Annotated in this window: 19 protein-coding genes and 1 pseudogene; 14 read left to right on the top strand and 6 right to left on the bottom strand. The window is 71.8% G+C overall.

What is annotated here, in order from left to right:
* The first annotated feature begins 104 nt into the window (after nucleotides 1-104).
* The 7 genes and pseudogenes from CHC02_RS14270 (at nucleotide 105) to CHC02_RS14240 (ending at nucleotide 7,079) form a co-directional block, all read left to right on the top strand.
* On the top strand, nucleotides 105-920 hold the full coding sequence (locus CHC02_RS14270) for a helix-turn-helix domain-containing protein (protein ID WP_089392116.1): 816 nt from the start codon (nucleotides 105-107) through the stop codon (nucleotides 918-920).
* 446 nt (nucleotides 921-1,366) lie between these two features.
* The gene (locus CHC02_RS14265) at nucleotides 1,367-2,044 is read left to right on the top strand and encodes a thermostable hemolysin (RefSeq protein WP_089392115.1); all 678 of its coding nucleotides are present in this window, start codon (nucleotides 1,367-1,369) and stop codon (nucleotides 2,042-2,044) included.
* Nucleotides 2,034-3,500, top strand: a complete 1,467-nt coding sequence (locus CHC02_RS14260; RefSeq protein ID WP_089392114.1) for an AMP-binding protein — start codon at nucleotides 2,034-2,036, stop codon at nucleotides 3,498-3,500. The genes CHC02_RS14265 and CHC02_RS14260 overlap by 11 nt, the downstream gene beginning before the upstream one ends.
* A 10-nt stretch (nucleotides 3,501-3,510) precedes the next feature.
* On the top strand, nucleotides 3,511-4,197 hold the full coding sequence (locus CHC02_RS14255) for an iron-containing redox enzyme family protein (RefSeq protein ID WP_089392113.1): 687 nt from the start codon (nucleotides 3,511-3,513) through the stop codon (nucleotides 4,195-4,197).
* A pseudogene (locus tag CHC02_RS14250) lies at nucleotides 4,184-4,957 on the top strand (SDR family oxidoreductase); the annotation flags it as partial. The gene CHC02_RS14255 and the pseudogene CHC02_RS14250, both read left to right, overlap by 14 nt.
* A 95-nt stretch (nucleotides 4,958-5,052) precedes the next feature.
* Nucleotides 5,053-5,715, top strand: a complete 663-nt coding sequence (locus tag CHC02_RS14245) for a response regulator (protein ID WP_089392111.1) — start codon at nucleotides 5,053-5,055, stop codon at nucleotides 5,713-5,715.
* Nucleotides 5,712-7,079 (top strand): sensor histidine kinase, encoded by a 1,368-nt coding sequence (locus tag CHC02_RS14240; RefSeq protein ID WP_089392110.1) that lies wholly within the window; start codon nucleotides 5,712-5,714, stop codon nucleotides 7,077-7,079. The genes CHC02_RS14245 and CHC02_RS14240 overlap by 4 nt, the downstream gene beginning before the upstream one ends.
* 30 nt (nucleotides 7,080-7,109) lie before the next feature.
* Here the strand turns inward: CHC02_RS14240 and otsA are convergent, their stop codons facing one another.
* Genes otsA through otsB form a run of 3 tightly spaced genes read right to left on the bottom strand, consistent with a single transcriptional unit; the run spans nucleotide 7,110 to nucleotide 11,124 of the window.
* Nucleotides 7,110-8,525: an alpha,alpha-trehalose-phosphate synthase (UDP-forming) gene (gene otsA / locus CHC02_RS14235; RefSeq protein ID WP_089392109.1), complete on the bottom strand. Its 1,416-nt coding sequence runs from the start codon at nucleotides 8,523-8,525 to the stop codon at nucleotides 7,110-7,112.
* Nucleotides 8,510-10,306 (bottom strand): glycoside hydrolase family 15 protein, encoded by a 1,797-nt coding sequence (locus CHC02_RS14230; RefSeq protein ID WP_089392108.1) that lies wholly within the window; start codon nucleotides 10,304-10,306, stop codon nucleotides 8,510-8,512. The genes otsA and CHC02_RS14230 overlap by 16 nt, the downstream gene beginning before the upstream one ends.
* Complete coding sequence (otsB, locus tag CHC02_RS14225) at nucleotides 10,303-11,124, bottom strand: trehalose-phosphatase (RefSeq protein WP_089392107.1); 822 nt, start codon at nucleotides 11,122-11,124, stop codon at nucleotides 10,303-10,305. Before otsB ends, CHC02_RS14230 begins: the two co-directional genes overlap by 4 nt.
* A 352-nt stretch (nucleotides 11,125-11,476) precedes the next feature.
* Between otsB and CHC02_RS14220 the strand changes: the two genes are divergently transcribed.
* Both CHC02_RS14220 and CHC02_RS14215 read left to right on the top strand, forming a co-directional pair.
* Complete coding sequence (locus CHC02_RS14220) at nucleotides 11,477-12,691, top strand: helix-turn-helix domain-containing protein (RefSeq protein WP_089392106.1); 1,215 nt, start codon at nucleotides 11,477-11,479, stop codon at nucleotides 12,689-12,691.
* Nucleotides 12,692-12,731: 40 nt separating this feature from the next.
* Complete coding sequence (locus CHC02_RS14215; protein ID WP_089392105.1) at nucleotides 12,732-13,367, top strand: Vgb family protein; 636 nt, start codon at nucleotides 12,732-12,734, stop codon at nucleotides 13,365-13,367.
* Nucleotides 13,368-13,399: 32 nt separating this feature from the next.
* On the opposite strand, the gene CHC02_RS14210 is transcribed toward CHC02_RS14215, so the two are convergent.
* A complete protein-coding gene (locus tag CHC02_RS14210) occupies nucleotides 13,400-14,926 on the bottom strand; it encodes a DHA2 family efflux MFS transporter permease subunit (RefSeq protein WP_089392104.1) in 1,527 nt (508 codons plus the stop codon).
* Nucleotides 14,927-15,113: 187 nt separating this feature from the next.
* On the opposite strand from CHC02_RS14210, the gene CHC02_RS14205 reads away from it, so the two are divergent.
* From CHC02_RS14205 to CHC02_RS14190, 4 genes are all read left to right on the top strand, one after another.
* Nucleotides 15,114-15,581, top strand: coding sequence for a MarR family winged helix-turn-helix transcriptional regulator (locus tag CHC02_RS14205; protein ID WP_089392103.1), 468 nt, complete (start codon nucleotides 15,114-15,116; stop codon nucleotides 15,579-15,581).
* 252 nt (nucleotides 15,582-15,833) lie between these two features.
* Entirely contained in the window at nucleotides 15,834-16,238 is a 405-nt protein-coding gene (locus CHC02_RS14200; protein WP_167364788.1) for a DUF2946 domain-containing protein, read from the top strand.
* 97 nt (nucleotides 16,239-16,335) lie between these two features.
* Nucleotides 16,336-18,648 carry a TonB-dependent receptor gene (locus CHC02_RS14195; RefSeq protein WP_089392101.1) on the top strand — a complete coding sequence of 771 codons (2,313 nt, stop codon included), beginning with the start codon at nucleotides 16,336-16,338 and terminating at the stop codon, nucleotides 18,646-18,648.
* 8 nt (nucleotides 18,649-18,656) lie between these two features.
* Entirely contained in the window at nucleotides 18,657-20,042 is a 1,386-nt protein-coding gene (locus CHC02_RS14190; protein ID WP_089392100.1) for a PepSY-associated TM helix domain-containing protein, read from the top strand.
* Here the strand turns inward: CHC02_RS14190 and CHC02_RS14185 are convergent.
* Nucleotides 20,018-21,139: an ATP-NAD kinase family protein gene (locus CHC02_RS14185; protein WP_089392099.1), complete on the bottom strand. Its 1,122-nt coding sequence runs from the start codon at nucleotides 21,137-21,139 to the stop codon at nucleotides 20,018-20,020. The two genes, CHC02_RS14190 and CHC02_RS14185, sit on opposite strands and share 25 nt — an antisense overlap.
* A gap of 192 nt (nucleotides 21,140-21,331) precedes the next feature.
* Between CHC02_RS14185 and CHC02_RS14180 the strand changes: the two genes are divergently transcribed.
* Nucleotides 21,332-21,514 (top strand): PA1571 family protein, encoded by a 183-nt coding sequence (locus CHC02_RS14180; protein ID WP_089392098.1) that lies wholly within the window; start codon nucleotides 21,332-21,334, stop codon nucleotides 21,512-21,514.
* 48 nt (nucleotides 21,515-21,562) lie between these two features.
* On the opposite strand, the gene pdxB is transcribed toward CHC02_RS14180, so the two are convergent.
* Nucleotides 21,563-22,711 carry a 4-phosphoerythronate dehydrogenase PdxB gene (gene pdxB, locus CHC02_RS14175; protein ID WP_089392097.1) on the bottom strand — a complete coding sequence of 383 codons (1,149 nt, stop codon included), beginning with the start codon at nucleotides 22,709-22,711 and terminating at the stop codon, nucleotides 21,563-21,565.
* Between the last annotated feature and the right edge of the window lie 72 nt (nucleotides 22,712-22,783).

Genomic DNA, 22,783 nt, shown 5'->3' with positions numbered 1-22,783 from the left:
CAAGGTTGGCCAAGGCGCGGGCCCGTGACAATTTCGCATCCTGTTACGAGTTGATGCGACCTGATGCTATACTTGCGCCACTCGCATCACCCCGGAAGCCACCGATGTCCGACCACCTGGGCGAAAACCTCAAGCTCGCCTGCAGCCACTACCGCTCCATCTCCGAGGTCTGCCGGCAGCTGCAGATCAACCGCGCGCAGTTCAACAAGTACCTCGGCGGGCAGAGCCAGCCCACCCCCTTCAACCTCAAGCGCATCGGCGACTTCTTCGGCGTCGAGGACTACGAGCTGGGCCTGCCGCCGGATCAGTTCGCCCGCCTGATCGGCGCCCGCGCCAGCCAGGCCAGCGTGCCGCGCAACGACCCGCTGCTGCGCCTGCTGGAGCCGCTGCGCGAACAGTCCGGCAACCTGTCGCGCTACTGCGGCTACTACTTCGAATACTCCAACTGCATGTCGGTGCCCGGCTCCATCCTGCTGTCGCTGGTGCACCTGTGGGAGGAGGACGGCAGCTTCCTGTTCGAACGCCAGGAGCGCCAGGAGCGCTCCAGCAGCACCGACGTGCAGGCCGAGGACTGGGTGCGCTGCCGCTACCTGGGCGCGGCCTTCCAGCTGCAGGACCGGGTGTTCCTGATCGACTACGAGTCGCTCACCGTCAACGAGATGAGCCAGACCATCCTCATCCCCAGCTTCAAGAGCCGCATCACCCGCCTGAACGGCCTGAAGACCGGCGTCTCCAGCGGCGACCGGCGCACCCCGGCGTGCACCCGGGTGGTCTGGGAATACCTGGGCCTGGAGATCAACCGCATCAGCGCCTACCGCCAGGTGAAGCTGTACCGCCCGGACGCCCCGCGCATCGACGACGACGTGCGCGAGCGCCTGAACGTGGGGCCGATCCGCAACGGGTTGTTCGAGATCGAGTGAGGACGATCGCGGACAGAGTCCGCGATTGGACTCACCGGCGGCACGAATGGCGGCGGATAACCGCGAACGGTTATTCGCCCTACGAGTTTGCCGGCTGACGCTGCGTTATCCGCTTGCTCGGGACAGCCCCCTCTCCCTTCAGGGCGGGCCGCGTAGGCGAGGGTTGGGGAGAGGGGACGGACTTCGCTCACGTACCTCTGCCAACCCTGACGCCGCGCCCCCTCCCTAACCCTCCCCCGCAAGCGGGAGAGGGGACCGTTCGGCGTGAAGCAGAATCACGAAGCTCCCGGGTACCCACGTAGGGCGCATAACGCCTACGGCGTTATCCGCCGAATCGCCGCGGCGATCTACTCGGGATGACTGAGCAGCCCCGCCACAGCTTCAGACTGCATTCAGATTCGCTGCCGATACTCCCCTCCCATTGCCAGTCCCGCCTTGGGGGAAACATGACACAAGCAGAATGGAGTGCCCTCTTTCCATTCCAGTTCGGCACCCACCCCGAGCGCAGGGCCAGCCTGGTCCTGCGCCGCGAGGGGGAGCCCGGGCGCGAGGCGCTGGAGGCTTTCGTCCACGAGCGCTTCGCGCGGATGCACCATGCCGACGTCCAGCACTTCCTGCCCGACCTGCTCGGCCTGTACGACGGCCAGGGCCGGCTGAGCGCCGCGGTGGGCATCCGCCTGGCCGCCGGCGGGCCGCTGTTCCTCGAACGCTACCTGGACGAACCGCTGGAGGTGCCGGTATCGCGCCTGGCCGGGCGCATCGTCGGGCGCGAGGAGTTGGTGGAGGTGGGCAACCTGTCCGCGCTCAGCGCCGGCAGCGCGCGCCTGATCGTTGTCGCGATGACCTGGCTGCTGGCCGCCCGCGACCTCGACTGGGTGGCCTTCACCGGGGCCGCGAGCCTGGTCAACAGCTTCCACCGCCTGGGGCTGGAGCCGAGCGTGCTGGGCCGCGCCGACCCCGCCCGCCTGGGTGGCGAAGGCGCCAGCTGGGGCAGCTACTACGACCAGCACCCACAGGTGTTCGCCGGCGATATCCGCTACGGGCACGCGCAGCTGGAGCGCAACCAGGTGCTCGACCGCCTGGGCTTTCCCCTGTTGCTGACGGAGGCCGGCCATGCAGCCTGAATTGCAGGCCTTCCGCCAACGCCTGGAGGAACTCGCGCGGCAGCGGGGCGAACGCATTGCCCTGCGCGGCGCCAGCGAACGCTACAGCCATGCCCAGTTGCTGAAGCAGGTGCAAGCCCGCGAGGCGCTGTTGCGCCAGCAACCGCCGGGCGTCCTCGCCATCGCCCTGGACAACGGCCCCGAGGCGCTGTTCTGGGACCTGGCGGCGCTGTTCGGCGAGCGCCCCTGCGTGATCCTGCCGCCCTTCTTCAGCCCGGCCCAGCGCGCCCACTGCCTGCTGCAGAGCCAGGCGACACTGGCCCTGGCCCCGGCCGGGCTGCACGACGAATTGCGCGAACTGGGCTTCAGCCCCGGCGAGCCCTTCTGGCAACGCCCGGCGACGGCGGACGCGGGCCTGCCGCCCGGCACCGCGAAAATCACCTACACCTCCGGCAGCACTGGCACGCCCAAGGGCGTGTGCCTGTCCGCCGGGGCCCTGCTGCGGGTGGCCGGCGAACTGGAACGGGCCAGCCGCCCGGCCGAGCCTTCCAGCTACCTGGCGGTGCTGCCGCTGGCGGTATTGCTGGAGAACCTCGGCCTGTACGCCGCGCTGCTGGCCGGCGCCGGCGTCACCCTGCTGCCCCAGGGGCAACTGGGCATCAGCGGCGCCAGCGGGGTGGACTGGAAGCGCCTGCTCGGCTGCGTTGCGCTCAGCGGCGCGCAGAGCCTGATCCTGGTGCCGCAGCTGCTGCTCGGCCTGGTCAGCGCCATCGAGCGCGGCCTGATGCGCGTCGGCCCGCTGCGTTTCGTCGCGGTGGGCGGCGCACGGGTGTCCACGGGCCTGCTGGAGCGCGCCGCCGCCGTCGGCCTGCCGGTGTACGAGGGCTACGGGCTGTCCGAGTGCGCCTCGGTGGTCTGCCTCAACCGCCCCGGCGAGCGGCGCCCGGGCAGCGTCGGCCAGCCACTGCCGCACGCCCAGGTGCGCCTGGCCGAGGACGGCGAGGTGCTGGTGCGCGGCGCCACCCTGCTCGGCTACCTGGGCGAACCGCCCTTCACCGGGCAATGGTGGCCCACGGGCGACCTCGGCCACTTCGATGCCGATGGCTACCTGTACCTGGCCGGGCGCAAGAAGAACCAGTTCATCACCAGCTTCGGGCGCAACCTCAACCCGGAATGGATCGAGGCCGAGCTGACCCAGGGCGGCGTCATCCTCCAGGCCTTCGTCCATGGCGAGGGCCTGCACCAGAACCTGGCGCTGCTCTGGCCGCTGGACCCGCAGGCCGCCGACAGCGACCTGGAACAGGCGGTGCAGCGCTGCAACGCCGCCCTCCCCGACTACGCCCGGGTGCACGCCTGGCGCCGCCTGCCACGGCCGTTCAGCGCCGCCGAGGGCACCCTGACCGGCAACGGCCGGCCGCGCCGCGCGGAAATCCTCGAACGCTACCGCAACGAACTCTTCTCCCTCGTGACCGAATGAGGTTCACCCCATGGCATTCTTCGACACCCTGCAATCGGCCACCGCCCAGGAGCGCCAGGCGCTGTTCGGCGTACCGGTGATCCGCGACGCCCTGGACGGCGTCGTCAGCCTGGAGGGCTACGTCGCCTTCCTCACCCAGGCCTACCACCACGTGCGCCATACCGTGCCGCTGATGATGGCCTGCGGCGCCCGCCTGCCCCCGCGCCTGGAATGGCTGCGCAAGGCGGTGTGCGACTACATCGAGGAGGAATACGGCCACGAGCAGTGGATCCTCGACGACATCGCCGCCTGCGGCGGCGACCCCGAACAGGTGCGCAACGGCCACCCGGAGCTGCCCATCGAGCTGATGGTGGCCTTCCTCTACGACCTGATCGCCCGCGACAACCCGGTGGGCCTGTTCGGCATGGTCAACGTGCTGGAGGGCACCAGCATCGCCCTGGCCACCCGCGCCGCCGGCAGCATCCGGGAGAGCCTCGGCCTGCCGCCGGGCGCCTTCGGCTACCTGAGTTCCCACGGCGCCCTGGACCAGGGCCACATGGCCACCTACCGCACGCTGATGGACCGCCTGGACGACGCCGCCGACCAGCAGGCGGTGATCCACGCCGCCCGGGTGGTGTACCGGCTGTACGCCGACATGTTCCGCGGCCTGCCGCGGGCCCGGGCCGGCCAGGACGAGGTGCAGCATGCGCCTGCCTGACTGCCGCGCGGTGCTCACCGGCGCCAGCGGCGGCATCGGCCTGCAGCTGGCCGAACAGCTGTGCGCCGCCGGCGCCCAGGTGCTGGCGGTCAGCCGCCACCCCGGCCCCCTCGCCGGGCTGCGGCAACGCTACCCGCACCAGCTGCGCTGGGCGTGCGCCGACCTGCGCACGGCCGGCGGCCGCCAGGCGGTGGTCGAGGCGGCGTGGCAGATGGGCGGCGCCAACCTGCTGATCAACGCCGCCGGGGTGAACCGCTTCGCCCTGCTCGAACAGTTGGACGAACAGGCCCTGGACGACCTGCTGGAACTGAACATCAACGCCACCCTGCAACTGACGCGGGTGATGCTGCCGCTGCTGCGCGAACAGCCCCACGCCCTGGTGGTGAACGTCGGCTCCACCTATGGCTCCATCGGCTACCCCGGCTACGCCACCTACTGCGCCAGCAAGTTCGCCCTGCGCGGCTTCTCCGAGGCCCTGCGCCGGGAGCTGGCCGACACCCCGGTGGATGTGCTCTACGTCGCCCCGCGGGCGACCCGCACCGGCATGAACTCGGCCGCCGCCACGGCGCTGAATCTGGCCCTGAAGGTCGGCATGGACGAGCCGCGCGACGTCGCCCGGGCGGTGCTCGACGCCGTGCAGAAGAACCGCAGCGAGCTGTACCTGGGCTGGCCGGAGAAACTCTTCGTGCGCCTGAACGGCATGCTGCCGGGCGTGGTCGACCGCGCCCTGCGCAAGCAACTGCCGCTGATCCGCCGCTACAGCAGCGACGCCAACGCCCGCGGGCCGGCCGACCAGGGCCGCCGCGGCGAAATCGATGCTTTACTCAAGGCCACCGGGGACAAACAGGACTGAGCATGCGGCTACTGCTGGTGGAGGACGACAGCGCCCTGGGCGAAGGGGTACGTACCGGGCTGCGCCAGGAGGGCTACACCATCGACTGGCTCAAGGACGGCGCCAGCGCGCTGCACGCATTGCAGCACGAGGCATTCGACCTCGTGGTGCTCGACCTGGGCCTGCCGCGCCTGGACGGCGTCGAGGTGCTCAGGCGCCTGCGCGCCGGCGGCGCCAACCTGCCGGTGCTGATCCTCACCGCGCGCGACGCCACCGAGGACCGCATCGCCGGGCTGGACGCCGGCGCCGACGACTACCTGGTCAAGCCCTTCGACCTGGACGAACTCAAGGCCCGCCTGCGCGCCCTGCTGCGGCGCAGCGCCGGGCGCGCGCGGGTGCTGATCGAGCACGCCGGGGTGAGCCTCGACCCGGCCACCCAGCAGGTCAGCTACCGCGGCCAGCCGGTGGTGCTGACGCCCAAGGAATACCTGCTGCTGCACGAACTGCTGGCTCAGCCGGGCAAGGTCTTCACCCGCGAGCGCCTGACGCAACTGCTCTATGGCTGGGACGAGGAAGCCGAGAGCAACACCCTGGAGGTGCACATCTACCACCTGCGCAAGAAGCTCTCCGGCGAGCTCATCCGCACCGTGCGCGGCATCGGCTACCTGGTGGAAGGCCAGGCATGAGCTCGCTGCGCCAGCGCACCCTGCTGCGGGTGACGGCCCTGCTGCTGATCGGCACCGCCCTGCTGACGTTGTACAACTACCACGACAGCAGCCACGAGATCGCCGAGGTCTACGACGCCCACCTGGCGCAGAATGCCCGCCTGCTGCAGGGGGTGATGAGCATGCCGCTGGACGAGGCCGGGCGGCGCAACCTCTACGCCGCCTTCGACGAGGCGCTGAGCCAGGTCGGCAAGCACCGCGTCGGCCACCCCTACGAGAACAAGCTGGCCTTCCAGGTCTGGCGCGAGGACGGCCAGATCCTGGTGCACACCCCCAGCGCGCCCACCTTCAGCGCGCCGCTGCGCACGCCGGGGTTCGCCAACTACGAGGTGGAGGGCCGGCACTGGCGCGGCTTCCTGCTGCCGGTGCCGGCGCAGAAGCTGCTGATCTGGGTGGGCGAGCGCGACGACGTGCGCGAGGACCTGGTGGGGCGCATCGTCCGCCACACCCTGCTGCCCTTCATGCTCGGCAGCCTGGCCCTGGTGCTGCTGGTCTGGCTGGCCATCGGCTGGGGCCTGCAGCCGCTGCAGAACATGGCGAAGGTGATCCGCGCCCGCCACGCCGATTCCCTGGAGCCGCTGCAACTGGTGCCGCTGCCCAGAGAACTGGAGCCCATGCAGGCCGCGCTCAACCGCCTGCTCGGCCAGCTCGAGGCGCTGCTGCGCCGCGAGCACCGTTTCATCGCCGATGCCGCCCACGAGATGCGCACGCCCCTGGCGGTGCTCCGCCTGCACGCACAGAATGCCCTGCAGGCGCGCAACGAGGCCGAGCGCCGCGAGGCCCTGGACTTCCTCATCGGCGGCGTCGACCGCCTCAGCCGGGTGGTCAACCAGTTGCTGACCCTGGCCCGCGTCGAGCCGCAGCTGGCCCAGCGCCAGTTCGCCCCGGTGGACCTGGCCGCGGTGGTCACCGACACCCTCGCCGAACTCACCCCCTGGATGCTCCGCCAGGGCCTGGAGCCGGTGCTGGAGATCGAGCCCGGCGACTACCGCCTGGACAGCGACGCCGGCGCCATCGGCATCGCCCTGCAGAACCTGGTGACCAACGCGGTGAACTTCTCCCCGCCCGGCGCGCTGGTGCGCATCGGCCTGCGCGCGGAGGGCGCGCACTTCGAGCTGAGCGTCGAGGACCAGGGCCCGGGCATCGCCGAGGCCCACCTGGAGCGCGCCTTCCAGCGCTTCTACAGCGAAGGCAACGAGGGCGGCGCGGGCCTGGGGCTATCCATCGTGGCCATGATCATGCAGCGCCTGGGCGGCAGCGTGCAGCTGGCCAACCGCACCGAAGGCGGCCTGCGCGTCCGCCTGCGCCTGCCGCGGGGCCCGTGAGCGGCGCCCAGGGCCCGCTGCCCGGCGGCCTCAGCGCTGGCTGGCGCCGCGGCTGGACAGCCAGTTCAGCGGCACGGCCGGGCGCGTCAGGGCCTCGATGAAACCATGGCCCCAGTAGCGGATGTGGTTGGCCTCCAGCACCGAGTACATCTCCTGGTGGCGCGCCTGGCGTTCCTCCAGCGGCATCTCCAGGGCACGCTCGATGGCGTCGGCCAGGGCGTCGCGGTCATGGGGGTTGACGATGAGCGCGCCGCCCAGCTCGGCGGCGGCGCCGGCGAACTGCGAGAGGATCAGCACGCCCGGGTCGGCCGGGTCCTGCGCGGCGACGAACTCCTTGGCCACCAGGTTCATGCCGTCGCGCAGCGGCGTGACCAGGCCGATGCGCGCGCGGCGCATGACCAGGGCGATGTCCTCGCGCCCCAGGTTGCGGCTGACGAAGCGCAGCGGCACCCAGGACACGGCGGCGAAGCGCCCGTTGATGTGGCCCACCCGGGCGCTCACCGCGGCGTCGATCTCGGCGTACTCGGGAATCTCCTGGCGGCTGCCGGGGGCGATCTGCAGGCAGGTCACCCGGCCCTGCCGCTCGGGGTACTTCTCCAGGAAGCGCTCGTAGGCGTCCAGGCGGTTGGTGATGCCCTTGGAGTAGTCCAGGCGGTCCACCCCGACCATCAGCGCGCGGCCCACCAGGCTTTCCTCCAGCTTGGCCGCCAGCGGGCCGTGCTCGGCCTCCTCGGCCAGGCGGCGGAAGCCCTCCACGTCCACCCCCACCGGGAACACGCCGACGCGGAAGTGCTGGTGGCCCAGGCTGAAGCGCCGCGAGTCGGGGGTGGCCGCGCCCACCACGCGGGTCAGGTAGCGGGCGAAGTTGTCGGCGTCGTTCTCGGTCTGGAAGCCGATCAGGTTGTATTCGGTGAGCGCGCGCACCAGTTCCTCATGGTGCGGCAGCGCGGTGAGCAGGTCCGGCGGCGGCATCGGGATGTGCAGGAAGAAGCCGATGCGGTTGCGGTGGCCGCGCTCGCGCAGCGCCACGGCCAGGGGGATCAGGTGGTAGTCGTGGACCCAGAGCACGTCGTCCGGCTGCAGCAGCGGGCTCAGGCGTTCGGCGAAGAACTCGTTGACGCGCAGGTAGCCGCCGAAGTCGGCCTCGGTGAACTCGGCCAGGTCCACCCGGTAGTGCAGGATCGGCCAGAGCACGCGGTTGGCGAAGCCGTTGTAGTACTCCTGGAAGTCCTGCGGCGGCAGGTCGGTGATCATGTAGGTGATGTTGCCGTTCTCCAGGGTGACCGGCTCCGCGGGGTTCTCCGCCACCTGGCCGCTCCAGCCGAACCACAGGCCCTCGCGCTCGCGCAGGGTGGCCTCCACCGCCACCGCCAGGCCGCCCGGCGCGGGCCGGCCCTCGGCATCGGGCATGCCCACCCGGTTGGAAATCACTACAAGCCGCGACATAGGCCCTCCTCCCAGCTCATGGACAGACGCATGGCGGTGTTGATCAACCCGGCCATGGAATACGTCTGCGGAATGTTGCCCCACATCTCGCCGGTGTGCGGATGCAGGTCCTCGGACAGCAGGCCGAAGCTGTTGCGCGCGGCCAGCAGCTCGGCGTACAGCGCGCGGGCCTGGTCGCGCCGGCCGATGGCGGCCAGGGCGTCCAGGTACCAGAACTTGACCACCAGGAAGGCGGTCTCCGGCACCCCGAAGTCGTCGGCGGCGGCATAGCGCAGCAGGTGGCCGTTGACGTTCAGCTCGCGGCCGATGCAGTCGACGGTGGCGACGAAGCGCGGGTCGTCGGCCTCGATCAGGCCCAGCTCGTGCATCAGCAGCACGCTGGCGTCCAGATCGTCGACGCCGAAGCTGCCGGTGAAGGACTGCCGGCGCTCGCTCCAGGCCTCGCGCAGGATGCCCTCGCGCAGGCGCTCGGCCTCCTTGCGCCAGCGCGCCGCCGAGTCGCCGTGGCCCAGGCGCGCGGCGATGCGCGCCACGCGGTCGCAGGCGGCCCAGCAGAGCATCGCCGAATGGGTGTGCACGCGCTGCCGGCCACGGTATTCCCAGATGCCCGCGTCGGGCACGAAGGCGCAGCGCGAGGCGCGCTCGGCCAGGCTTTCCAGCAGGCGCAGCATGCCCTCGTCGCCGGGGTGCGGCAGGCGCTGGTCGACGAAGCTCTGCAGCACCGCCAGCACCACCGAACCGAACACGTCGTGCTGCACCTGCTCCACCGCCTGGTTGCCGACGCGCACCGGGGCGTGGCCGAGGAAGCCGGCCAGGTCCGGCTCGATGCGCTCGGTCAGGTCCATGGCCGGGACCACCCCGTACAGCGGCCGCAGCTCTGCGCCCTCCACCGCCACCGTGGTGATGAAGTCGACGTAGCGTTCCATGGTCTTGGTGGCGCCCAGGCGGTTCAGCGCCAGCACCACGAAGTAGGCGTCGCGCAGCCAGCAGTAGCGGTAGTCCCAGTTGCGCTGGGTGCCCGGCGCCTCGGGCACCGAGGTGGTCACCGCGGCGATGATCGCCCCGGTTTCCTCGAAGCTGCACAGCTTCAGGGTGATGGCCGCGCGGATCACCACGTCCTGCCATTCGAAGGGGATGGCCAGCGAGCGCACCCACTCGTACCAGCCGGCGCGGGTGCGTTCGAGGAAGCTTCTGACCACCTGCTCGGGGGACTCGTCCAGCGGTTCGTCGACGCCCATCACCAGGCTCACCGGGTGCTTGAGGGCGAAGGGCGTTTCCTGCATGACGTAGGACAGCGGCGCATCCGTGGTCAGGCGCAGCGCCTGGTCGCCGCCCAGGTAGCGGATGTGGCTGGAGCCGGCCACCGCCTCGCAGGGCTTGCCGTAGTGGTGCGTCGGGCGCATGCGCAGGGTCACCCGCGGCAGCCCCTGCACCGGCTCCACCAGCCGGCACAGCTGCGCCGGGCGGAAGTAGCGGCCGTACTGGAGGAAGCGCGGGGCGAAGTCGGTGATGCGCACGGCGTTGCCGGCGGCGTCGGTGAGGGTGGTGCGAATGATCGCGGTGTTCGGCTGGTACTCCGCATGGCTGCTGACCATGCCGTCGAGCAGCACGTCGCAGAAGCCCTTCTCCTCCTCGCCGGCCAGCAGCCGGGAGAAGGCCGGGTCGCCATCGAAGTTCGGGTAGCACCACCACACCAGGCGCCCCTGCCGGTTCACCAGGGCGGCGACGCGGCAGTTGCCGATCAGCCCCAGGTCCAGCGCGCCGTTGTGCTTGCCGCTCATGCCTGTGTCCTCCTCGTGGCCTGTATGAGTGTCTCGCGCACCGTTCGCGGATGGTCGAAGACGGCACGGGCGCCAGGGGCCGGACGCCCGACCGAAAGGCCCAGCCCACCCAGCTGCGGCATCAGCGCCAGGGCCGGCTCGTCGGTATGGTCGTCGCCGATGAACAGCGGCCGGCGCCCGGCGAAGGGCGGCGCGCCGAGAAAGCGGCGGATGGCCTGGGCCTTGTCGCTGGCATGGGCCAGCACCTCGAACACCATCTTCCCCGGCAGCAGCCGCAGCCCGGCGCCGTCGGGGCCGCGCAGCAGCCGGTCGAGGGCGGCCCGCAGGGCCGGGCCGGCCTCGGGCACGGCGCGGTAATGCAGGGCCAGGCTGCTGCCCTTGTCCTCGGCCAGCACGCCGGGGTGCCGCCGGGCCAGGGCCAGCAGGCGTTCGCGCTGCGCCGCGCCGAATCGGGCCGCCGGCAATTGCCGCATGGGCTGCCCGCCGGCCAGGCGCCACTGCGCGCCGTGGCCGCCGCTGGCCGGCAGGCGCAGGGGGGCGAACAGGTCGTCGAGCTGCGCCAGCGGGCGTCCGCTGACCAGCGCCAGGGCACCGTCCAGCCGGCGGTGCAGGCTTTGCAGGGCGGTGCGCAGGTCATCGGGGACGCGCACCGCGTCGGGGGTCGCGACGATATCCAGGAGGGTACCGTCGACATCGAGAAAGAGCGCGCAACGGGCTTCGCGCTCGCTCAACCAGTCATCGAGCAGGGCCCTGGCCGAGGCATCGCCGCAAGCAGCAATGGCCGCGTCGGCCAGACCGGGATCGATCGGGCGGGACATGGGCCGGTCTCCACGTTTCGGGCCGCCCGCGAACAACCGGCGCGGACGGCGAAGCGAATGAGAATCCAAAAGACTAACACGGGGAAATGCAGCGCGCGGCCGTGCCGCCGGCCGCATCCTCCCGCTCTGGGACGGACCTTCCCGGCCCCATGCAAGTTCAGCAAGGTCCATGCCTTGGCGCCCTCGCCGCCCCTCCCCGGCTACCGATCGCGCCGCCACGACGCCCACCCCATGGGGGCTGCTGCCGTTCGTCGAGTCCCCGCCCGAAGCAGGCCGCCGCGTCCCGGCCAGGGCGCGGACGCCCACAAGCGGTGCGCTGGCTAGACTGGGCAGGAACCCCGGGAACCGACCAATGGATGCCCTGCTCACTGCCGCCGCCCGCGCCCTGGCCATGGGCGACCCCTTCGCCGCGCTGAACCGCGTGGCGCTGCGCGACGACGCCCCGGCGCTGGCCCTGCGCGGCATCGCCATGGCGCAGCTGGGCGACCTGGCCCGCGCCCGCGAACTGCTGCGCGCCGCCGCCCGGGCCTTCGGCCCGCGGGAGGCCGTGGCCCGCGCACGCTGCCAGGTGGCCGAGGCGGAAATCGCCTTCGCCGACCGCGAACTGGGCTGGCCGGTGGCACGCCTGGAGGCGGCGCTGGCCACCCTGGAAGCCCATGGCGACCGCCTGAACGCGGCCCACGCGCGCCTGCTCGCGGCGCGCCGCCAGCTGCTGCTCGGCCAGCTCGATGCAGCCGGCGCGCAGCTGGAACGGCTGCAGCCCCAGGCCCTGGCGGCGCCCCTGCGGGCGATCCATCGGTTGACAGCGGCCGGCATCGCCCTGCGCCAGCTACGCGCAGGCGCCGCCCGCGCCGCCCTGCTCGAAGCCGCGGCCGCGGCCCGCGAAGCCGGCATCGCCGCGCTGCAGGCGGAGGTCGAGGCGGCGCAACGGCTGCTCGACGCCCCCGCCGCGCGCTGCATCGCCCGCGGCGCGGAACGCCTGCTGCGGCTGGAGGAAGTCGAGCCGCTGCTGCAACGCCAGGCCCTGCTGGTGGATGCCTGCCGCTACCGGGTCGGCACGCCGCGGGCCAGGGTGCCGCTGGCCAGCCGGCCGGTGCTGTTCGCCCTCGCCCGCATCCTGGCCGAGGCCTGGCCGGCGGACGCCAGCCGCGCGCAGCTGATCGCCGGCGCCTTCCGCACCCGCCACTTCGACGACAGCCACCGCGCCCGCCTGCGGGTGGAGATCGGCCGGCTGCGCACGGCCCTGGAGGGGCTGGCCGGCATCGCCGCCACCCGCACGGGCTTCGTGCTCGAACCCCTGCAGGTGGACGAGGTGCTGGTCCTGGCGCGCCCGCTGGAAGACCGCCACGCCGCGGTGCTGGCCTGCCTCGCCGATGGCCGGGCCTGGTCCAGTTCGGCCCTGGCGCTGGCCCTGGGCAGCAGCCAGCGCCAGGTACAGCGCGCGCTGGAAACCCTGGCGGCGGACGCCCGGGTGCAGGCCTTCGGCCAGGGCCGGGCGCGGCGCTGGCTGAGCCCGCCGGTGGGTTTCGCGACCACCTTGTTACTCCCGGCCCCCGTCAATGGCTGACTAGGATGGCCCCAGGCACCACACGAAGGAGGACGCCACCATGAAAACCCGACCCGCGGAAATCCTCCGCGAATACGGCCCCTTCCCGGGCATCGACAAGGTCCACGGCCTGACCTGGGACGGCCAGCACGTCTGGTTCGCCTCCGGCGAGCGGCTCAACGCCCTGGCCCCGGACAGCGGCGCCATCGAGCGCACGATCGAGGTCCCCGCCTACGCCGGCACCGCCTTCGACGGCCGCTACCTGTACCAGATCGGCGAAGAGCTCATCCGCAAGCTCGACCCGCGCACCGGGGAAGTGCTCGCCACCCTCCCCGCCCCCGGCCACGGCGGCGACTCCGGGCTGGCCTGGGCCGAAGGCTCGCTGTGGGTGGGCCAGTACCAGGCGCGGCGCATCCAGCAGATCGACGCGCAGACCGGCGCGGTGCTGCGCACCCTGGAATCGGACCGCTTCGTCACCGGTGTCAGCTGGGTCGACGGCCAGCTCTGGCACGGCACCTGGGAGAACGACGAGAGCGAGCTGCGGCGCATCGACCCGCGCAGCGGCGAAGTCCTCGAGGCCCTGGCGCTGCCGGCCGGCACCGGCGTCTCGGGGCTGGAGGCCGGCGGCGGCGACCGCTTCTACTGCGGCGGCGGCGCCAGCGGCAAGGTCCGCGCGGTGCGCCGGCCCAGGGGCTGAACGGCCCGCCGGGCCCCGCAGGCTCGGCGGCCCTAGTGGTCCGCCACCGCCACCCGCGCCTTGCCGGTGAACGGCGGGCGCGTCAGCCAGATCACGCTCATCAGCACCAGGAAGATCCAGCCCAGGGCGTGGAACAGCTCGTTGAAGCTGATCTGGTAGGCCTGCTGGGTGATCATCTGGTTCAGCAGGCTCGCCCCCAGGTGGGGGTCGCCCTGGCCCAGCAGTTCCAGGCTCTGCCGCGTGCCGCTGTCGAAGGCCGTGACGCTTTCGCTGAGCTGGGCGTGGTGCAGCACCGCGCGGCGGTCCCAGAGGAAGGTGGTGAGCGAGGCCGAGAAGCTGCCGCTCAGGGTCCGCAGGAAGGTCGACAGCCCGGAGCCGGCGGCGATCTCGTGGGGCTCCAGGTCCGACAGCAGGATCACCGTGGTGGGCATGAAGAACAGCGCCACGCCCACGCCCATCAGCGCCTGCATCAGGGCGACGTGGCGGAAGTCGATGTCCAGGGTGAAGCCGGCGCGCAGGAAGCAGGTGGCGCCCATGGCGACGAAGGCCACCGAGGCCACCAGGCGCAGGTCGAAGTTGGCCGCGTAGCGCCCCACCAGCAGGCTCAGCAGCAGCGGCGCGATGCCCAGCGGCGCCGCCGCCAGGCCCGCCCAGGTGGCGGTGTAGCCGAGGTTGCGCTGCAGCCACTGCGGCAGCAGCAGGTTGATGGCGAAGTAGGCCGAGAACGACAGCACCAGGGCCAGGGTGCCGTAGCGGAAGTTGTGGTGGCGGAACAGCCGCAGGTCGACGATGGGCTCGCGGTCGGTCAGCTCCCAGATCAGGAAGGCCGCCAGGCTGATGGCCGCCACCACCGCGCAGCCGATGATGAACGGCGAGGCGAACCAGTCCTCGTCGTTGCCCTTGTCCAGCAGCACCTGCAGGGCGCCGACGCCCACCACCAGGGTCGCCAGGCCCACGTAGTCGATGCGGGTGCGCTGCAGGCGCTCGGGGCGGCCGCGCATCTGCCGGCTGATGACGAACACGGCGAAGGCGCCGATGGGCAGGTTGATGAAGAAGATCCACGGCCAGGAGTAGTTGTCGGTGATCCAGCCGCCGAGGATGGGCCCGGTGATGGGCGCCACCACCGCCACCATCGACAGCAGCGCCAGGGCGATGCCGCGCTTGTGCGGCGGGTAGATGCTGATCATCAGGCTCTGGGTGATCGGGTACATGGGCCCGGCCACGGCGCCCTGCAGGGCGCGGAACAGGATGAGCATGGGCAGGTCGCGGGCCACGCCGCAGAGGAACGAGGTGACCACGAACAGCAGCGCGCAGCCGATGAACAGCGGCACCTCGCCCAGGCGCCGGGACAGGAAGCCGGTCAGCGGCAGGGAGATGGCCTGGCTGACGGCGAACGAGGTGATCACCCAGGTGCCCTGGTTGGCGCTCGCCCCCAGGTTGCCGGCGATGGTCGGCAGGGCCACGTTGGCGATGGTGGTGTCCAGCACCTGCATGAAGGTGGCCAGGGCCAGGCCGAGGGTGGCGAGGGCCAGGCTCGGCGGGCGGAATTCGGTGCTCATGGTGGGGGACCTGGCGTGGCGTCAGTGGGGCCGGCCGCGCACTGGCGGCGGCTTCGGTGGATTCTGGAATCCGCGATCGATAGCTGTCAATTCAATAATTGACTTTGCACAGGTTAACGACGCCGGCCTTGTGCTCCCCGCCCGGGCCCGTATCATCGGCGCGAATCCACCCGCAACGGACCGCCCCATGCCCAGCCCGCCCCAGGACCCTCTGTTCGCCCTCACCGGCTCGCTGCAACCGGCGCGCCGCGCCTGGCAGCAGGCCGCCAGCCTGGTGCTGGCCGAGAGCGGCCTGTCGCTGGCGGTGGCCACGCCGGTGCTGCTGGTCTCGCGCATGGGCGACGGGGTGCTGCAGAACGTGCTGGCCGACCGCATCGGCGTGCACCCGGCGGCCCTGGTGCGCACCCTCGACCAGGCCGAGGCCGCCGGCCTGCTGGAACGGCGCATGGTGCCGGGCAACCGGCGGCTGCGCGCCATCCATTTGCAGGATGCGGGAAGGGAATTGGCCGAACGCCTGGAGAAAGCCCTCAACGCCCTGCGCGCCGAAGTGCTCGGCAGCATCCCCCGGGAAGACGTCGAGACCGCCACCCGGGTGCTGCGGCTGATGGAGGAAAAGGCCCGCGCCTACGCCCAGCAGAAACCCGGGGACGCCTAGTTCCTGCCCGCGAACGGTGCTTGCCGGCGGCGGCCCTCTCCCGCAAGCGGGAGAGGGAGCCGTCCGGCGTTGTCGGGAAGTCCGGCGTCATCCTGAAAGCCCAAGTCCGCGATTGGGCTCCGGGCCGCGCAAGTCCTCGGGCTACGGTGCACTGGCCAACGGCGCCCTGCACGCTCCGCTCCGCCTTTCCCCCACGCCCCAACCATGGCAGCATATCGGCCCAGTCCGGCCCACCGATCGGGACGCTGCATCTTGCGCCGTCATTCAGCACAGTACCGCCTCGCCTCCTGGCTGGCCGTCATGGCCCTCGGGCTGTTGCTGTTCGCCCCGACCTTCTCGCGCACCCTCGAAGCCGTCGAGCATTCCCCGCCGCCCCAGGGCGCCTGGTGTTCCGCCCATGACATGGGGCAGATGCCCATGGACCACGGGGCGATGCAGCAGGCCCCGGCCGGCGACCACGGCGGCATGGCCCACGACAGCCTCGACCCGGCCTGCGGCTACTGCACCCTGCTGCACGACAGCCCGGCGCTGCTCTGGGCCATTGCCATGGCCCCGGCGCTGGGGCCGGTCAACGCCCAGGCGCCGCCGCCGGCGCTGCCCCTCCCGCCCTTCCTGCACCTGCTGGACGTCCGTCCGCGCGGCCCGCCCCTGGCCTGATCCCGTTCCACGACACCCCGAACCCGCGCCCCGCGCGTGCGTGCCCCTGCGCGCACGCCTGGCCGCGCTCCCGTCGTCCTGAACAAGGATCATCCGGATGTCCACATCCCTGCGCCGGTGCGTTGCCTACGCACTGAAGCCCCCGGCCGCCCGCACCCTGCTCTGCGGCCTGGCCGGCAGCCTGCTGCTGCCGGCCCACGCCGAAACCGCCGCCGACGGCGACGCCCCCACCCGCCTGGCCGACGTGGTGGTCAGCGCCGAAGGCCAGCAGCCGCTGCCCGCCGCCCTGGCCAGCGCCCCCGCCGTGGTCGAGAGCCGCACGGCCGAACAACTGCGCGAGAGCACCAACCTGGTGACCTCCGCCCAGGCCCTGAAGTACCTGCCCAGCCTCGAGGTGCGCGAGCGCTTCATCGGCGACCGCAACGGCATCCTCGCCACCCGCACCACCGGCACCATCTCCAGCGCGCAGTCGCTGGTCTACGCCGATGACCTGCTGCTCTCCAACCTGCTCGGCAACAGCTACGGCTTCCCGCCACGCTGGGGCCTGGTGGCGCCCGCCGAGATTTCCCGCGTCGACGTGCTCTACGGCCCGTTCAGCGCGCTCTACCCGGGCAACTCCCTGGGCGGCGTGGTGACCCTGGAGACGCGCATGCCCACGCGCCCGGAATTCCACGCCTCGGTCACCGGCTCGCGGCAGGACTTCGACCTCTACGGCAGCCATGACGACTATGGCACCGGCGACATCAGCCTGGCCGCCGGCGACCGCCGCGGGCCGCTGTCGGTATGGGTTTCCTACGACCACCTGGACAGCCAGGGCCAGCCGATGAGCTATTCCACCGCCGGCCTGTCGAGCAAGGCCCCGGTGGCCGGCGCGCCCACGGCCAGCGGCGCCCACGCGGACAGCGACCAGAACGGCAAGCAGCGCCTGGTGTTCGGCGGCTACTCCATCGACCATACCCTGCAGGACCAGGGCAAGCTCAAGCTGGGCTGGGACCTGAACGAAGACGTCACCGCGGTCTACACCCTGGGCCTGTGGTCCAACGACTCCCACACCGGCGTCGACAGCTACCTCAAGGACGCCAGCGGGCGCACCCTGTACAACGGCACGGTCAACATCGACGGGCATTCGTACAAGGTCTCCGGCCTCAACCCCAGCCGCACCGACGAGTTGCACCTGCTCAACGGCCTGTCGCTGGCCAGCCACAGCGGCGGGCCCTTCGACTGGCAGGCCTCGCTCAGCGACTACCGCTACCTGGATTCGGCCACCCGCACCGCCTCCAACTACGGCCAGAGCCTGGCCGGCACCCGCCAGGTGCAGGACGGCACCGGCTGGCAGACCGGCGAACTGCGCGGCACCTGGCGCCCCGACGCGCACGAGCTGACCTTCGGCTACCACATCGACGACTACCTGCTGAAGCAGCGCACCTACCAGCTGGACGACTGGAAGTCCGGCGGCGACGGCGCCAAGGTCGCGGCCTCCGGCGGCGAGACGCGCACCCAGGCGCTGTACCTGCAGGACGCCTGGAAGTTCGCCCCGCGCTGGACGCTGACCCTGGGCGCCCGCGCCGAGCACTGGGAAGCCTTCGACGGCTTCAACCGCGACGTCACCACCACGCCCCAGGTGGCCCACTACGACGACCAGCAGCGCAACGACATCTCGCCCAAGGCGGCGCTGGCCTTCGACATCACCGACGCCCTGCAGACGCGCTTCTCCTATGGCCGCGCGGTGCGCTACCCGACCGTGGGCGAGCTGTTCCAGCAGATCAGCAGCGGCACCCAGCTGGTGCAGAACAACCCGGACCTGAAGCCCGAGGACGTGCGTTCCTTCGACTGGACCACCCAGTACGGCTGGGACCGCTACCTGCTGCGCGTCTCGCTGTTCCAGGAGGAACGCCACGACGCGCTGTTCTCGCAGACCGACACCAGCGTCAGCCCCAACGTCACCCGCATCGCCAACATCGACCGCGCGCGCCTGCGCGGCATCGAGAGCGCGCTGGACGCCAGGGACGTCGGCCTGCCCGGCCTGGACCTGTCCGCCAGCCTGACCTGGACCCAGGCGGAAATCCTCGAGGACCAGCCGACCCCCGCCGCCGAGGGCAACGACTACCCGCGCATCCCGCGCTGGCGGGCGCGCCTGTCCGCGGTCTACCACCAGGATTCGCGCCTGACCTATGCCCTGGGCTACCGCTATTCCAGCGCCGCCTACGGCACCCTGCTGAACACCGACGACAACCACGACACCTACGGCGGCATCAGCCGCTACAGCGTGTTCGACGTCAAGGCCAGCTACCGCATCGACGAGCACCTCACCGCCTCGGCCGGGATCGACAACCTGGGCAACGAGAAGTACTACGTCAGCCACCCCTACCCGCAGCGCACGGCCTTCCTCGGCCTGAGCTACGACTACTGAGGCCCGCCATGCAACCAGCCAACCGCGCCGCGCTGTACCGCCTGATCTGGCGCTGGCACTTCTATGCAGGCCTGTTCTGCATCCCGTTCGTCCTCGCCCTGTCGCTGACCGGCTCGGTCTACCTGTTCCGCCCGCAGATCGACGCCCTGCTCGACAGCCCCTACAACCAGGTAGACGCGGCCGCCGCGCGGCTGCCGGTCAGCGAACAGGTGCGCGCAGCCCTGGCCGCCGTGCCCGGCGCGCGACTGAACGCCTACCAGTTGCCCGATGGCCCGCGCGATGCGGCGCAGGTGCTGGTCGGCAGCGGCGAGGGGCTGTACCGCGTCTACGTCGACCCGACCGATGCCCGGGTGCTGCACCGGGTGGCCGAGGACCAGCGCTTCAGCCGCCAGCTGTTCCACCTGCACGGCGAGTTGCTGATGGGCAGCACCGGTTCCTACCTGGTGGAGCTGGCCGCCTGCTGGACGGTGCTGTTGCTGGTGACCGGCCTGTACCTCTGGTGGCCGCGCGGCACGCGCCTGGGCGGGGTGCTCTACCCGCGCCTGGGCCAGCGCGGGCGCCTGTTCTGGCGCGACTTGCACGGGGTGACCGGGTTCTGGGTGTCGCTGTTCGCCCTGCTGCTGATCCTCAGCGGCCTGCCCTGGGCAACCTTCTGGGGCGGTGCGCTCAAGGACGTCCGCCAATGGGTGGCCAGGCAGACGGTGCAACAGGACTGGACCACCGGCCGCGCCTCGGAAATGGCCCAGCGCCGCGCGCAGAACGCCGCCCCGGCGGACGAGCACGCCAACATGCCGGGCATGATGCACCACGCCATGCCCGGCATGCCGCCGCCGGCACCGGACTACACCGCCCTGGACCGCATGCTGCCGACCGTGCAGGCGCTGGACCTGCCCTACCCCGTGCTGCTGGCGCCGCCCTCGGCCATGGCGCCGCGGTGGACGGCGCGTTCGGACGCGGCCAACCGCCCGCAGCGCGTCAACCTGGTGCTGGACGGGCAGACCGGCGCAGTGCTCGAGCGCGTGGACTTCGTCCAGCGGCCGCTGCTGGACCGCGTCATCGGCTATGGCGTGGCGGCCCACGAGGGCCAGCTGTTCGGCGTGGCCAACCAACTGCTCGGCCTGTTCACCACCCTGGGGCTGGTCTGCCTGGCGCTCAGCGCCCTGGTGCTCTGGTGGCGGCGCCGGCCGCAAGGTGTGCTGGGCGCGCCGGTGGCCATGGCAGGCGCCCGCTACCCGGCACTGGCCCTCGCCGTGCTGGTGCTGCTGGGGCTGTACCTGCCGCTGCTGGGGGCGTCGCTGCTGGTCTGGCTGCTGGAGCGCTGCCTGCTGTCGCGCATCGCCCCGCTGGCGCGCTTCCTCGGCCTGGGCGGCTACAGCGCCTCGGCCAACGGGTAGAGCAGCTCTTCCTTGTAGCCGGCCCAGACCCGCAGCACGTCGGGGAAGCTCGCGTCCAGCTGCGGGTCGCCGCTGTCCACCAGCAGCGGCCGGCCCTCCAGGGTGCCGAGCTTGCGCTTGGTGGCCACCACCCGCAGGCGTTCCAGGCCGATGGCGCGCAGCACCCGCGGGCTGATCTGCTGGTTGCCGCGGCCGATCACGTGGCCCTGGCCGCCGATCACCGTCACCAGCAGCCAGCTGGGGTAGTCGTCCACCAGTTCGAACAATTGCTGCTCGGTGACGTCGCGGGCGATCACCTCGCCGTTCTCGATCACGTCCACGCCCAGCAGCGTGGTCTCCAGGCCCAGCTCGCGGGCCAGGCCGTGCAGCGTCGAGCCGGGGCCGAAGACGTAGCGCACGTCGTCCTCCCAGGTGTCGCGCAGCCAGTCGGCGATGTCGGCCAGCACCAGTTCCTCGGTCTCCACCCCGGCCTGCTTCACGTGCTGCATGAAGCTGCCTTCCTCCGGCACCGTCAGCTCGGCGTACCAGCGCGCCGCCACCCTGCCCTCGCGCAGCGCCGCCTCGTCGAGGTCGCGCACCTCGCCCTGGGCCAGGCGCACCAGGCCGCCCTCCACCAGGCGCCGGGCCAGCTCGCCGGCCGCCCGCGGGCTGACCGCGTAGACCCCGGAATGGATCTTCACCCCGGCCGGGATGCCCAGCACCGGCTGGCCCTCGCGCGCCACCGCGGCGACGTCGCGGGCGGTGCCGTCGCCGCCGGCGAAGAGGATCAGCGCCACCCCGGCGTCCTGCAGCAGGGTCACGGCGCGGCGAGTGTCCGCGGCGCTGGTGCGCTCGCCTGCCAGCTCGCCGACCACCTCGAAGCGGAAGCCCAGCTCGGCCAGCAGGTCGCCGCCCATCGGTCCCGGGAAGGTCAGCCAGCGCAGGCGCTCGCGCAGCGGCAGCAGCACCTCCAGGGCCTGGCGGGTACGCTCGGCCGCGCGCGGCGCGGCCCCCAGCGCCAGGGCCCGTTCGGCGACGCCATCGCTGCCCTTGAGCGCGGCGGCGCCGCCGATACCGGCCAGCGGATTGACGATCAGGCCCAGGTGAAATCCGTCCATACTCAACCTCAAGGGACTTTCCCACGGATACCAGGTCCGGGAGGGACCGGCTCATAACAAGCATTCACCGCCCCGCCGCCCGGCTTGCGCCCGCGGCCATGGCGGTCGTTTCGCCCGGCGTGCGCTGCGCTGTCACCGGGACTTCATGTGATTCTGCCTAGACTGCAGCAGCTTTCGATGAGGAGTTTGGCCATGAGCTCGCACCCGACCCACGACAACGCCCCACGTCGCGAACCCCCGCGGCCGACCCCGGACCAGCCGGTGGGCGGCTCGATCATCGACGCCCAGGGCCGCGAAATACCCATCACCGAAGACATGATCCAGCGCGCCTGCCGCGAACTGGAGGGCAGCTGCGTGCAAAAGCGCGCGCGCTGAGCCCCTCCGGCCCGCCGCGCCCGCGGCGGGCCCTCTTCCCCGTCTCGCCTACTCGCCCACCCGGTTGGCGCCCAGCGCCCGCACCAGGCGTTCCAGCGCCGGCGCCTCGCCCTGGATGTCCACCCACAGGCCGGTGATCTCGCGGCGCGGCGGGTAATGCTTGCGCAGCGCATCGAAGGCCTCGCGGCGCGCTTCGGCGCCGCCCACCAGGCTACGGCGGAAGGCCGCGTCGTCGCCACGCGGGTCGTACACCGCGCGGCACAGCAGGCCCAGCGCCCAGTCCGGCGCGCAGTCCTCGCCCAGGCCCAGTTCCATCAGCCATTGCGCCGGCAGCAGGTCGTCCAGCTGCACGCTGGGCTCGATGCCGCGCCAGGCGCAGAAGGCCTCGTAGATCTGCGCGGTGCCGCGCAACTTGCCGTCCAGGCTGTAGCCGGCGATGTGCGGGGTGGCGATGCGGCACAGCTGGGCCAGCTCGGGGTCGGCCTGGGGCTCGCCCTCCCAGACGTCCAGCGCCACGTCGAGGGCGGCGCCGCTCTCCAGGCGCTGGCGCAGCGCCAGGTTGTCCACCACCGCGCCGCGGCTGGCGTTTAGCAGCCAGGTGCCGGGGCGCAGGTGGGCCAGGCGCTCGGCGTCGATCAGGTGGCGGGTCATGTGCGCGCCCATGCTGGTCAGCGGCGTGTGCAGGCTGATCACGTCGCACTCGTGGACGATCTCCTCCAGGCTGACGAAGTCGCCGCCCTCGGCGGCCTGCCGCGGCGGGTCGCACACCCGCACGTCCCAGCCCAGGCCGCGCAGCACGTCCACCAGGCGCCCGCCGACCTGGCCGGCGCCGACCACGCCGTAGCGGCGCCTGGCCAGGTCCGCGCCGTGGGCTTCGGCCAGCGCCAGCAGGCTGCCCAGCACCCAGTCCACCACGCCGCGGGCGTTGCAGCCCGGCGCGCTGGACCAGGCGATGCCAGCCTCGGCGAAGTAGCCCAGGTCCAGATGGTCGGTGCCGATGGTGCAAGTGCCGACGAAGCGTACCGCGCTGCCTTCCAGCAACTCGCGGTCGACCTGGGTCACCGAGCGCACCAGCAGCACCTCGGCGTCGTCCAGGGCGGCGCGGTCGATGGCGCGCCCGGGCAGGCGGCGGATCTCGCCCTGGGCGCCGAAGAAGGCCTCGGCCAGGGGAATGTTCTCGTCGGCAAGGATGCGCATGGGCAAAGCTCCTGTGAGGAAAGCGCCTACGGATGATTCCCGTCACTTTACCAGCGCCACGGCCGGGGGTCG

The sequence above is a fragment of the Pseudomonas delhiensis genome, from assembly GCF_900187975.1.
Taxonomy (GTDB): domain Bacteria; phylum Pseudomonadota; class Gammaproteobacteria; order Pseudomonadales; family Pseudomonadaceae; genus Pseudomonas; species Pseudomonas delhiensis.
Note: the sequence above shows the minus strand (reverse complement) of the source record. Positions and strands in the feature narration are given on the sequence as shown.